We start from the raw sequence: 11444 nt of genomic DNA, 5'->3' as shown, positions 1-11444 counted from the left end.
GGGCTGCCGGGTACCGGCCGGGCCGGTCGCTCAGGGACCGCTCTGCCCGTGGTCCAGCAGCCGGCGGACCAGGCCGTCCACGTCGAAGTGCTCGTGCTCGCGGCCGAGCGGGACCAGGCACTCGGTGTACCCGAGGAAGGTCCGGACAGCGGAGGCCCGGGCGCGCAGGACGACGGAGGCGTCGTCGCCGCCCAGGGAGATGAAGACAGTCTCCGCATCGGCGCCCGTGCCCGGGCAGATCCAGACGTCGCCCATCCCCGCCCACTCCGCCATCCCCGTCACCAGCAGCTCGCGGGCGAACATCCAGGTGATCGGCTCCGCCAGGTCGATGTGGCTGTCCAGGTACACCGCGTAGGGCTCGGTCCGGTCGTACCGCAGACAGGCCTGCACCGGGACGGTGAGGCCTGGGCAGACCACCACCCGCAGTTCGAGGTACAGGGCCGTCCCCGCCGTGCCGGAGCGCTGCGGCGGGACCTTCGGGAACTCCCGGCCCGTCATGCGTACTCCCCCGTGGTGCCGGGTGTCGGCGGGGAGAACCGCGGTGGGGCGGCCAGTCGGTGCCACTCCGGATCGGCCTGGCCCGGCACCGTCCGCCCGTAGCGGATCCAGAGCGAGGCGAGGTGCGCGAAAATCGGCGCCTGCTCCTGAAGAATCGTTTCTTCGGTGGCGAAGCCGCGGACGGGGAGGTCGTTTCTCATGTCTGGAGAACGACGCACCCCACCTGCGGTAACCCTCCCCCGGCCGAACGCCCGACCTCAGCGGGCGCCCTCCGCCGCCCCGGCCGCCGCCCCGGGCACCGCCCCAGCCGCCGCCGCGGCTGCCCCGGGCGCCTCCCCCGCTGCCCCGGGCACCGGCTCGGCGACCGGCGCGGAGGGTTCGAACCGCACCCGGGGCTCGAAGTTGGCACGGCGGGCGGCGCGGCGGAACACCGTGAGAACGGCCGGTCCGACCACCAGGATCGCGATCAGGTTGGTGACGGCCCGGCCGGTGTCCCAGCCCAGCGAGGTGGCCAGGTCGAAGAGCAGGTAACGGTGCCACTGCTCGGTGAAGGGCAGACCGGGCAGGTAGGCGATGGAACTGCTGGGGTCGAGCGAGAACGGCCAGAAGGACAGGTTCAGCAGGAAGCCGAAGAGGTAGCCGGAGAGCGAACCGTAGACCGCGAGCAGCCCGGTCTCCCAGCGCCCGCGCACCCTCGGCAGCATCCCGGCGAGCATCCCCACGAAGGCGCAGCCGAACATCTGGTACGGCATCCAGGGGCCGACACCGCCGGTCAGCAGCGCGGAGGCGAACAGCGAGGTGCAGCCCAGGGTGAACCCGAAGCCGGGACCGAAGACCCGGCCGGCCAGGACCAGGACGAAGAAGACCGTCTCCACCCCGGCGGTGCCCGCGCCGAGCGGCCGCAGCCCGGCGTTGACGGCCGAGAGCACACCGAGCATGGCGAGCGCCTTGGCGTCGATGCCGCCGGCCGAGATCTCCGCGATCACCACGGCGAGCACCAGCACCAGCAGGGCCCCGAAGATCAGCGGCGGGGCGTAGGAGGACCCGAACGTTCCCGGCGCGACCACGAACGGCCAGCAGAACGCGACCACGCCGATGAAGGCGGCGCACGCCACCACGATCCGCGCCCGGCCGGGGATCCGGACGGCGGCCGCCCGGACCGCCGTCACCGCGCACCCGCCGTCGCCCGGAGCGCCTCTTCCACCTGGCGCACGGTCAGACAGGGCAGCGGCGCGAGCACCTTGGCCGTCTGGGGGGCGAAGGTCGGCGAGGCCACGATCACCTCGGTGGTCGGGCCGTCGGCCACCACCTCGCCCTCGGCCATCACCACCACCCGGTCCGCCGCGGCGGCCACGAACTCCACGTCGTGGGTGGAGACCACGACGCTGCGCCCCTCCGCCGCGAGCTGGTCGACGATCCGGATCAGCGCCTCCTTCGCCCGGTAGTCCAGGCCCCTGGTCGGCTCGTCGAGCAGCACCACGCGGGGCGCGGCGGCGAGTTGGACGGCCAGCACCAGGGCGAGCTTCTGCCCTTCGGAGAGGTCGCGCGGGTGCGTCCCGCCCGCGATGCCGGGCGCCAGCCGGTCCAGGACCTCCCGCGCGGAGGGTCCGTCGGCGGTGGCCGACTCCCGGTCGGCCTGGGCGAGTTCCTCGGCGACGGACTCCAGGTAGAGCAGGTCGGTCGGGGTCTGCGGGACGAGGCCGACCAGGCGCCTCGCCTCGGCGGCGGAGAGCCGCTTGGGGTCGCTGCTCCGGCCCCCGGCGGTGACCCGGACGGTGCCGGCCTGTCGGGGGCCGGAGCCCTGCAGGGCCCAGAGCAGCGAGGACTTGCCGGAGCCGTTGCGGCCCATCAGCGCGGTGACCTGCCCGGACCTCAGCTCCAGGTCGACCTCCCGGACGGCGGCGACCGGCCCGTACCGGACGACCACCTTGCGGGCGGCGAGCACCTCCTCGCCCTCGCCCGGCGGGCGGCGCGGCGGCGGGAGGGGGTCGGCGGCGAGGCGCTCCCGCAGCGGGGCGGCGGCCCGGCGGGCGTCGCGCACGGAGAGCGGCAGCGGCTGCCAGCCGGCCAGCCGGCCGAGGTGCACGACCGGTGGCGCGATCGCCGTCCGGGCGAAGACCTCGGCGGGCGGGCCGTGCACGACGGTGCCGTCGCCGGGCAGGTAGGCGACCCGGTCGGCGTACTGGACGACGCGCTCCAGGCGGTGCTCGGCGAGCAGCACGGTGACGCCGAGGTCGTGCACCAGCCGGGTGATCGCGGCGAGCACCTCCTCGGCGGCGGTCGGGTCGAGGGCGGAGGTGGGTTCGTCCAGCACCAGGATCCGCGGGTGCGCCGTGAGCACCGAGCCGATGGCCACCCGCTGCTGCTGTCCGCCGGAGAGTTCGTGCAGGGCGCGGTGCCGCAGCTCGGCCAGGCCGAGCAGGTCCAGGGTCTCCTCCACCCGCTTGCGCATGACCTCCGGAGGGATCGCCAACTGCTCCATGGTGTAGGCGAGTTCCTCCTCCACCGTGTCGGTGGTGAAGCCGGCCAGCGGATCCTGGCCGACCACGCCCACGACATCGGCGAGTTCACGCGGCGGGTGGTCGGCGGTGTCCCGGCCGTCGACGGTGACGCTGCCGCGCAGGGTGCCGCCGGTGAAGTGCGGGACGAGGCCGTTCACGGCGCCGAGCAGAGTGGACTTGCCCGCGCCGGTCCGCCCGACCACCAGGCAGAGCTCGCCCTCGGGGACGTACAGGTCCACATCGCGCAGCACCGGTTCGGCGGCACCCTCGTACTGGACTGCGACGTGGTCGAAACGGATCACTTGGCCACCTCGGCGGGCGTGCGGTCGGGCGTGCGGTCGGACGGTCGGGCGGCGCCCGGGGCGGGCGCCGCGGTGCGCGCGGGGCCGCGCTCGGGCTGCGGGGCGATCAGGCCGGCGGCGCCCGCGAGCAGCACGGCGGCCGTCGGGACGGCCGGCAGCGGCGGCCAGACGAGCGGGTGGAGCGAGGGGTTGAGCTCGGTGGCGGAGTAGCCGACGGTGGCGAACAGCACCACGGCGGCGATCACCCCGCAGGCCGCGACGCCCCACTCGGCGGCCCGCCACGGGTCGGGCCGGTAGCCGGTGCGGCTCACCCGGCGGCCGCCCAGCACCAGGCCGGCGCAGCAGAGTGCCGCGCCGCCCGCCAGGGCGGGCAGGCCGAGCAGGGCGGGCGCGGTGCCGTCGAGCAGGCCGTACACGCCCGCGCAGAGCCCGGCCATGCCGGCCAGCATCAGCGCTCCGGTGGCCCGGCGGGAGCGCCGGGTCGCGGTGCCCGAGCGGCCGTAGCCGCGCGAGTCCATCGCCGCGGCGAGCCGCAGCGAGCGTTCCAGCGCGTCCTCCAGCACGGGGACCACGATGCCGCGCATCGCCCGCACCCCCGACCGGCCTCCGGCACGCAACCGCCGGGCCCGGGCGACCCGTTGGACGCTCTGGACGAGCTGCGGAGCGACGCTGACCGCGACCGTCACGGCGACGCCCAGCTCGTACAGGGCGCCCGGCAGCACCCGCAGCGCCCGCTTCGGGTTGGCCAGGGTGTTGGCCGCGCCGATGCAGCAGAGCAGGCAGGCCAGGCGCAGCCCGTCGAAGGCCGCCGAGAGGGTGGCCTCCAGCGAGACCGGTCCGCCGATCTCGATCCCCGCGTACCAGGCGGGCGTCGGGAGGTGCGGGAGGGAGAACAGCAGGTGGTCCTGCGGGGTGATGCCGGTGGCGAAGACGCAGCGGAACACCACCCGGATCGCCACCACGGCCAAGGCCAGCCACAGGTAGTAGCGGAAGCCGCGCGCCCAGGGGGCCTCGGTGCGGCGGGCGGTGACCACGTAGCCGAGCACGGCGAGGACGGTCAGCAGGATCAGCGGGTTGGTGGTGCGGCCCGCGGCGGTGGCGAGGGCCAGCGCCCAGATCCACCAGGCCAGCGGGTGCAGGGTACGCGGCACCCGGCGGCACCCGGAGACGGGCTCCGGGGGCCGGGCGGTGCGCTCGGCGGGGCGGGGGGTCGGCACAGGATCAGTCCGCCTGCCGGCGGCGGCGCCGGGCGGCCAGCAGCGTGGCGAGGCCGAGCCCGAGGACGATCGCCACGGCGACCAGGCCGGGCGCGATCGAACCCGTGTCGTGCGGCGCGTCGGCGACCGGTTCGGCGTCCACCACCCGGGAGGTGCCGGAGGGCGACGGGGTGGCCGTGGGAGGGGTGGTCTCCGGGGTGGCGGCCGGGGTGTCGGTGGGTGTCACGGCGGCGGCCGGGTCCGCGGTGGGCGCGGGCGGCTGCTCGGGCGACGGGTCGGCGGGCGGGGGCTCGGTGGCCGTGGTCTCCGGGGCCGCGCCGGTGGCGGGCGGCGGCGTGGTCCGGGCGGCGGTGGAGGGTGCGGGCTTGCGCCCCGTGCCGCCGGAGCCGGCTCCCCCGGTGGCGGAGCCTCCTCCGCCGGCGGCGGCACCGCTGCCCGCCGTGCCGCCGCCGGTCGAACCACCGGCGGCCGTTCCCTGACCGGCTCCGGTTGCGCCGGCGGAACCGGAGCCGGTCGTGCCGGCCGTGCCGGTCGAACCCGCCGAGCCGGTGGAGCCGGTCGTGCCCGTGGAGCCGGTCGAACCGGAGGTCCCGGTCGTGCCGGAGGTACCTGCGGAGCCGGTCGAACCGGAGGAACCGGTCGTGCCGGCCGTCCCGGTCCCTCCCGTGCCCTCGCCCACCGGCTCGGCGTTGAGCGCCCGGACGGTGTCGGGCGAGTACGCCGGACGCCCCTCGGTGCCCTCGATGTTGGTCGCGCCGAAGATCCACAGGTCGACGCTGCCCGGCTTCGGGTGGTAGCTCATCGCGCCGAGCTGGCTGTACGACCAGGTGTTCTCACCCGGGTCGGCGTGCCAGTAGGACCAGTACGCCGTCGCGGGCGGCGTCAGCACGCACTTCTCCTGCTCGGGCGGCGGGAACTGCTTGCCGCCCTGGTAGCCGCTGTAGCCGATCCGGCAGATGAACGCCGGGCCGTCGTGCCCGGTGCCGGCGGTCCGCCAGCCGCCCTGGTTGAGCAGGGTGTACCCGGTGGTCGGGGTGGTGCCGCAGGAGCGCAGCAGCGGGCCGCCCCACTTGGCGAGGTCCACCGCGAGCACCACCCCGGAACTCGTGGTGCAGCGGCCGAGGGGCAGCGGGTCCGCCGCCGCCGGGCCGGCCAGGCCGAGCGCGGCGGCGAGCAGGGTCAGCACGGCCACAACTCCGGCCGGCCGGTTGAGCGTCGAACGGTTCACCGGTGCCTCCCAGCGGACGAACGGGTACGGCGGGCGTAGGCGACGGCGGCGCCGCCGGCCAGCAGCAGGGCCAGGGCCGTGAGGGCGATCGGCTCCACCTCGGTGCCGGTGCTCGCGAGACCGGAGCCGGACGGCACGGGCACGTCGAGGCGGACCGGGACCGCGGGGTACGCGGTGGAGTCGCCGGGGCCCGGGCGGTTGTCGGTCCGGCCGGGGGCGGGGGCGCCGCCGGCGGGCGGGGCGGACTCGGGAGGCGTGCCGGTCGGGATGGTGCCGGTCGGCGTGGCGGTCCCGGTCCCGGTCGGCGAGGCGGTCGCACTCGGGGACGCCGTCGCGGTCGGGGACGTGGTCGCGGTGGGCGAGGCTGTCGCGGTCGGGGACGTGGTCGCGGTGGGCGAGGCGGTCGCGGTCGGGGACGTCGTCGCGGTCGGCGAGGCGGTCGCCGTCGGGGAGCCGGTGGCCGTCGGCGAAGTGGTCGCCGTGGGGGACGCCGTCGGCGAGGGCGAACCGGTCGGCTGCGTCCCGCCCAGTGGGCGGCTCAGCGTCCCGAAGGAGGTCCCGACCGTCCCGCCCAGCGCCTGGGTGGAGGCCCGGACGTCCGAGCCCTGCTGTCCCCCGGCCGCGACGTTGAAGCCGCCGTCCGCGTTCTGCTGCCCGGTCAGGAAGTCCCGGGCCCGGGCGATCGCCGCGCCGTACGAGGCGGCCCGCAGGCTCAGGCCCTGGACGGCGAGGGCGGCGGAGTTGGTGGAGTCCCCGGCCGCACCGGGGAAGCCGCCGTCGGCCAGCTGCCGGCCGGCGATCCAGGCCGCCGCCCGGTCCACCGCCTGCTGCGCCGCGGGGTCGTCGGTGAGCAGCGCGAGGGCCATCGCGGCCATCGCGGTGCTGTCCACGTCCGAGTCCCCGGTGGCGGGGATCAGGCTGGGCCAGGAGCCGTCCGGGTGCTGAAGGCCCTTCAGGTAGCCGACCGGGCCGGCGGCCGCCGCGGTGTCCCCGGCCCGCAGCTGCGCCATGATGCCGAGCGCCTGGGAGAACACCGAGGTGGCGTAGGTGTAGTTGCCCGCCGCCGCGCAGGAGGTGTCGGGCGCGGGGCTGGGTGCGGCGCAGACCGTCTTCGCCAGTGCGGCGATCAGGTCCTGCCCGCCGAAGCGGTGCGGGTCCCGGCCGACGACCTCGGCCAGCAGCGCCTCCTTGCCGATCGAGCCGCCGCCCGCGTACTCGGAGCCGATCCCCGTCCAGTCGTCCGCGGTGCGGCCGCTGCCGTCGGTGCCGCGCCCGTCGAGGAAGTCGGCGATCCGGCGCAGCGCGGGGTCGTCGGTGCCGGTGGCGGCGAGGGCGAAGGCCGCGTCGATGGTGAGGCCGAAGTCGGCGAAGCCGGAGTCGGGGAAGGCCTCGTAGTAGTGGCCGTCGAGCAGCCTGGCCGGGGCGGTGAGGTAGCCGGAGCCCTTGGCGAGGTCGGGCGTCCGGCCGCCGGGCTGCGGGGTGGTGACGTCGTGGGCGAGGGTGGCGGTGCTGAACCCGGCGTTGTGCAGCAGGTTCATCCCGGTGGGCGGGTGGGCGTCGCAGCCGCCCACGATGCCGCCGCCCCAGGGCCCGAAGTCGACGGCCACGACGGCGCCGGAGGTCGCGGTGCACTCGTCCATCGGGTCGGCGGCGGCGGAGCCGGAGTAGCCGAACAGGACGGCGCTGCCCGCCGCCACGGCGAACGCGGTGGCCGCGGCGAGGGACAGGGTGCGGCGGTCTCTGCCGCTCGTACGGGTGCTGCGGACCTTCACCGGACACTCCCCAGTCGGTCGACGCGGGGCCGTGCGCAGCGAACGGCGTGCCCGTACCGGGGCAGCCGTCACCATCGCACCGCAGTCCGCGACGGCGCTCGTGTTGCTCGAAAACCCCCGGCGCAGGCATTCCGGCTCGCCCGTGCCCCTCTCGGGGACCAGGCCTACGGTTGCGGGTCAGCGCCGGATTCGGACCGGCTTCCCCTGCTGCCGAGGAGGAAAAAACGCTTCATCAGACCACGGCGCACAATCCGTGGTCAACGTGTCGCCCGGCCGCACACCGCCGAGTTCACCGACCCGGACAGCGGCCCCCCGAACGCCAACACCCGTGGCCGACACGGCACGACGGCCCTCGCGCAGTGGATCGCGCGAGGACCGTCGTGCGGCGTCAGGTGCGGTACCCGGTGGCGCCGCCGGTCAGCGCGGGCTGCCGTAGCCGCGCTCGACGATCCGCACGGCTCCCTCGGTGTAGTAACTCCGGTCCGCCGGAAGCTCGGTGGCGAGACAGTCGACGTAGCGGTTGTACATACAGAAGGCCGCCGCGATCAGGACGGTGTCGTGGATCTCCCCGTCGCCCGCCCCCTCCGCGCGCGCCGCCTTGACGGCCGCCTCCGAGACCGGGCCGACCTGCGCCTGCACCTCGGCCGCGATCCGCAGCAGCGCCCGCAACTGCGGTGACACCGGCGCGGTTTCGAGGTCCGTCTTCACTGCCGTCACCACGTCGAGGCCGCCGTCGAGCTGGGCGGCCGCGAAGGCCCCGTGCGACTCGGAGCAGAACCGCGTCCCGTTGAGCTCCGACACGTACGAGGCGATCAGCTCCCGCTCACCGCGCGGCAGCGGGGACGGGCCGCGCAGCAGCGCTTCGGCCAGCTGGTTCAGCGGCGCGGCCGTATCCGGGCGCTCCACCATCAGACCACTGATACCGGGCAGGTCGTTCCCGATCCTGATGTGCGGCACTATGCGTTCCCTCCGGGCGGTTCGGCTGTGGACCGCCCCATGCTCCCGGCCCCCGGACAGCCGGACCATCTTCCGGATTGCTGAATACCGGCGGCGGGCGAACGGCCCGCAGGACGGCCCCGGCCGGCCGCCGACGAGCGCGGGCCCTTCCGTCGGCACGAGCGTGAACCGGTCCGTGTGGCGACCGTCGCACCCTCCCAAAAATACCCCCCCAGGTATTTCTGTTACGGTGGATCCAGATACCCCGGGGGGTAACTGCGCGACGAGGGAGAGTGTGCCGTGTTCTTTGCCGACATCCTGGAGACCGAAGGCCTGGGCAACCGGAGCCATCTCGCGGGCGGGCCCCGGACCGCGGTGGTGGTGGATCCGCCGCGGGACATCGACCGGGTGATCGCCGCGGCGGCCCGGCGCGGGGTGCGGATCGCGGCGGTCGCCGAGACGCACGTCCACAACGACTACGTCAGCGGCGGTCTGGAGCTGGCCCGGGTGACCGGCGCCCGCTACCTGGTGCCCGCCGGGGCGTCGGTGGCGTACGAGCGGGTCGCGGTCGCCGACGGCGACGTCGAGGAGATCGACGAGGGCCTGGTGCTGCGGGCCGTGGCCACTCCGGGGCACACCCCGCACCACACCTCCTACGTACTGGAGCACGAAGGGCACGCCGTCGCCGCGTTCACCGGCGGGTCCCTGCTGATCGGAAGCGTGGGCCGGCCGGACCTGGTCGAGCCGCGCCTGACCGAGGAGCTGGCGCGCGCACAGCACGCCTCCGCGCACCGCCTGGCCGCCGAGCTGGACGACGAGGTCGCGGTGATGCCCACGCACGGGTTCGGCAGCTTCTGCTCCTCCGCCCAGGCCGGCGGCGAGGGCAGCACGATCGGCGTGGAGAAGGCGTCCAACCCGGCGCTGGTCCAGGACGTCGAGACCTTCGTCGCGGAACTGCTGGCCGGGCTGGACGACGTGCCGGCCTACTACGCCCACATGGGCCCGGCCAACGCCGCCGGCCCCGCCCCACTGGACCTGACCGCGCCGCGCCGCGCCGACGCCGGGGAGATCGCCCGCCGCCTGGCCGCCGGGGAGTGGGTGGTGGACCTGCGCAGCCGCACGGCCTTCGCCGAGGGCCACGTGGCGGGCTCGTTCAACTTCGAGGTCGACGGGCAGCTGGCCACCTACCTGGCGTGGATGGTCCCGTGGGGCCGGCCGGTGACGCTGCTCGCCCGGAGCGCCGAGGAGGTCTCCCGGGCGCAGCGCGAGCTGGCCCGGGTGGGCATCGACCGCCCGGCCGCCGCGGCCGTCGGCTCGCCCGCCGACTGGGTCGGCGGCGAGGTGCCGCTCGCCTCGTTCCCGCGGGCGACGTTCGCCGACCTGGCCGCCGCACGCGGGCGGGGTGAGGACGTGGTGGTGCTGGATGTGCGCCGCGACGGCGAGCGGGCCGGCGGCTGGATCGAGGGGAGCGTGCACGTCCCGGTCCACGAAGTCCACCGGCGCCTTCACGAGGTGCCCGCCGGGACGGTGTGGGTGCACTGCGCCGGCGGGATGCGGGCGGCGATCGCCGCCTCCGTCCTGGACGCCGCCGGGCGCCGGGTGGTGGCCGTCGACGACGGCTACCCGGCCGCCGCGGCGGCCGGCCTCACGCTCACCCCGCCCGCCCGGTCCTGACCGCACCACCCCGTTCCGCCGCACCACCCCGTTCCGCCCGGCCCGACCCGGGCCGGCGGAACGGGCGCACCTTGAGGAATCACCATGCTTGTGTCACCTCGCGGCCCCGGCCGCGGCACGCCCGCCCGGGCGCATCGGACGCCTGAGGACGGGACGGCGGGCACCGCGATATGACCGCGCTCGTCCTCGCCCTCCTCGCCGGGGCGCTGGTCGGCCTCGCCCTGGGCTCGCTCGGGGCGGGCGGAAGCATCCTGGCCGTTCCCGCGCTGGTCTACCTGCTCGGCTTCAGCCCGGCCGGGGCCACCACCGCCAGCCTGATCATCGTGATCGCCACCTCGCTCACCGCACTGGTGGCCCACGCCCGGGCGGGAGCGGTGCTCTGGCGGCCCGGTCTGCTGTTCGCCGCGGCCGGACTGCTGCCCGCCGCCGCGGCCGGGCTGCTGTCCGTACGCATTCCCGCCGCCGCGCTGACCCTGGCCTTCGCCGCGCTGGCGGTGCTCGCCGGACTGCGCATGGTGCGCGGGCGGACGCCCGCGGCGACGGGAGGCGTATCGGCGAAGGGTGCGGTGTCGGCGCCCCGCGCGGCGGGGGCGGGGGCCGCGCTGGGCGCGGTGACCGGGTTCCTCGGGGTCGGCGGCGGCTTCCTCGCCGTCCCCGCCCTGGTGGCGGCGCTGGCGGTGCCGATGAGCGCGGCCGTCGGCACCAGCCTGCTGGTCATCATCGCCAACGCCCTGGTCGCACTCGCGGCCCGCGCGTCCACCGAGGTCAGCCTGGACTGGTCCCTGATCATGCCGTTCATCGCGACGGCGGTCCTCGGCGCCTGGGACGGCAAGCGGCTGTCCGCGAAGGTCCGGCCCGCCACCCTGCAACGGATCTTCGGCTCCCTGCTGCTGACCGTGGCCGCCGCGATGGCGACCGGCGCCCTGCTGTGAACCGCCCGTGGGGCCCGCCCCGGACACCCGGTCGTCCGGGGCGTCCGCGGCAGGCCCCACGGGGGACGCGCAACTCTCAGGCCAGCGAGAGGAACAGCTTCTCCAGCCGGGCCCGCATCTGCGCGGAGTCCCGTACCTGCGGGTCCTCGTCGGTCATGCACTGCTGCAGGCCCGTCGCGATGATCGCGAACCCGGCCCGGTCCAGCGCCTTGGAGACCGCGGACAACTGCGTGACGACGTCCTCACAGTCCCGGCCCTCCTCGATCATCTTGATCACTCCGGCGAGCTGACCCTGCGCCCGCCGCAGCCGGTTCAGCGCCGACTTCAGCTCCACGGCATCCATGTCGAGTTGCACACCAACCTCCTCACATACCCCCGCGGGTA

General features: G+C 75.7%; 11 protein-coding genes and 1 riboswitch. Of the genes, 2 read left to right on the top strand and 9 right to left on the bottom strand.

The features are described 5' to 3' along the window. Positions 1 to 30: 30 nt before the first annotated feature. From ACFVVX_RS29580 to ACFVVX_RS29545, 8 genes are all read right to left on the bottom strand, one after another. Entirely contained in the window at positions 31 to 498 is a 468-nt protein-coding gene (locus tag ACFVVX_RS29580) for an SsgA family sporulation/cell division regulator (RefSeq protein WP_387949988.1), read from the bottom strand. Then, on the bottom strand, positions 495 to 698 hold the full coding sequence (locus ACFVVX_RS29575) for a hypothetical protein (RefSeq protein WP_387949987.1): 204 nt from the start codon (positions 696 to 698) through the stop codon (positions 495 to 497). The genes ACFVVX_RS29580 and ACFVVX_RS29575 overlap by 4 nt, the downstream gene beginning before the upstream one ends. A 57-nt stretch (positions 699 to 755) precedes the next feature. Further along, a complete protein-coding gene (locus tag ACFVVX_RS29570) occupies positions 756 to 1667 on the bottom strand; it encodes an ECF transporter S component (protein WP_387949986.1) in 912 nt (303 codons plus the stop codon). Beyond that, the gene (locus ACFVVX_RS29565) at positions 1664 to 3301 is read right to left on the bottom strand and encodes an ABC transporter ATP-binding protein (RefSeq protein WP_387949984.1); all 1638 of its coding nucleotides are present in this window, start codon (positions 3299 to 3301) and stop codon (positions 1664 to 1666) included. The genes ACFVVX_RS29570 and ACFVVX_RS29565 overlap by 4 nt, the downstream gene beginning before the upstream one ends. Beyond that, a complete protein-coding gene (locus ACFVVX_RS29560) occupies positions 3298 to 4452 on the bottom strand; it encodes a CbiQ family ECF transporter T component (protein ID WP_387949982.1) in 1155 nt (384 codons plus the stop codon). The genes ACFVVX_RS29565 and ACFVVX_RS29560 overlap by 4 nt, the downstream gene beginning before the upstream one ends. Positions 4453 to 4522: 70 nt before the next feature. Then, on the bottom strand, positions 4523 to 5746 hold the full coding sequence (locus tag ACFVVX_RS29555; RefSeq protein WP_387949981.1) for a hypothetical protein: 1224 nt from the start codon (positions 5744 to 5746) through the stop codon (positions 4523 to 4525). After that, complete coding sequence (locus tag ACFVVX_RS29550; RefSeq protein ID WP_387949979.1) at positions 5743 to 7518, bottom strand: prenyltransferase/squalene oxidase repeat-containing protein; 1776 nt, start codon at positions 7516 to 7518, stop codon at positions 5743 to 5745. Before ACFVVX_RS29550 ends, ACFVVX_RS29555 begins: the two co-directional genes overlap by 4 nt. Positions 7519 to 7621: 103 nt before the next feature. After that, positions 7622 to 7778: riboswitch (cobalamin riboswitch) on the bottom strand. A gap of 157 nt (positions 7779 to 7935) precedes the next feature. Continuing rightward, positions 7936 to 8475, bottom strand: coding sequence for a carboxymuconolactone decarboxylase family protein (locus tag ACFVVX_RS29545; RefSeq protein ID WP_387949977.1), 540 nt, complete (start codon positions 8473 to 8475; stop codon positions 7936 to 7938). A 279-nt stretch (positions 8476 to 8754) separates the two neighbouring features. On the opposite strand from ACFVVX_RS29545, the gene ACFVVX_RS29540 reads away from it, so the two are divergent. Beyond that, positions 8755 to 10128 carry a rhodanese-like domain-containing protein gene (locus ACFVVX_RS29540; RefSeq protein WP_387949975.1) on the top strand — a complete coding sequence of 458 codons (1374 nt, stop codon included), beginning with the start codon at positions 8755 to 8757 and terminating at the stop codon, positions 10126 to 10128. A gap of 170 nt (positions 10129 to 10298) precedes the next feature. Then, positions 10299 to 11060, top strand: a complete 762-nt coding sequence (locus ACFVVX_RS29535) for a TSUP family transporter (protein ID WP_387949973.1) — start codon at positions 10299 to 10301, stop codon at positions 11058 to 11060. 76 nt (positions 11061 to 11136) lie between these two features. Here the strand turns inward: ACFVVX_RS29535 and ACFVVX_RS29530 are convergent, their stop codons facing one another. Next, complete coding sequence (locus ACFVVX_RS29530; protein ID WP_387949971.1) at positions 11137 to 11415, bottom strand: metal-sensitive transcriptional regulator; 279 nt, start codon at positions 11413 to 11415, stop codon at positions 11137 to 11139. Between the last annotated feature and the right edge of the window lie 29 nt (positions 11416 to 11444).

Source organism: Kitasatospora sp. NPDC058170, assembly GCF_042883905.1.
Lineage (GTDB): Bacteria > Actinomycetota > Actinomycetes > Streptomycetales > Streptomycetaceae > Kitasatospora.
This window is presented reverse-complemented; position numbering and strand designations above follow the sequence as displayed.

Coding starts and splice junctions, on each gene's coding strand:
- ACFVVX_RS29535 (WP_387949973.1), top strand. CDS start 10,299: ATGACCGCGCTCGTCCTCGCCCTCCTCGCCGGGGCGCTGGTCGGCCTC.
- ACFVVX_RS29575 (WP_387949987.1), bottom strand. CDS start 698: ATGAGAAACGACCTCCCCGTCCGCGGCTTCGCCACCGAAGAAACGATT.
- ACFVVX_RS29580 (WP_387949988.1), bottom strand. CDS start 498: ATGACGGGCCGGGAGTTCCCGAAGGTCCCGCCGCAGCGCTCCGGCACG.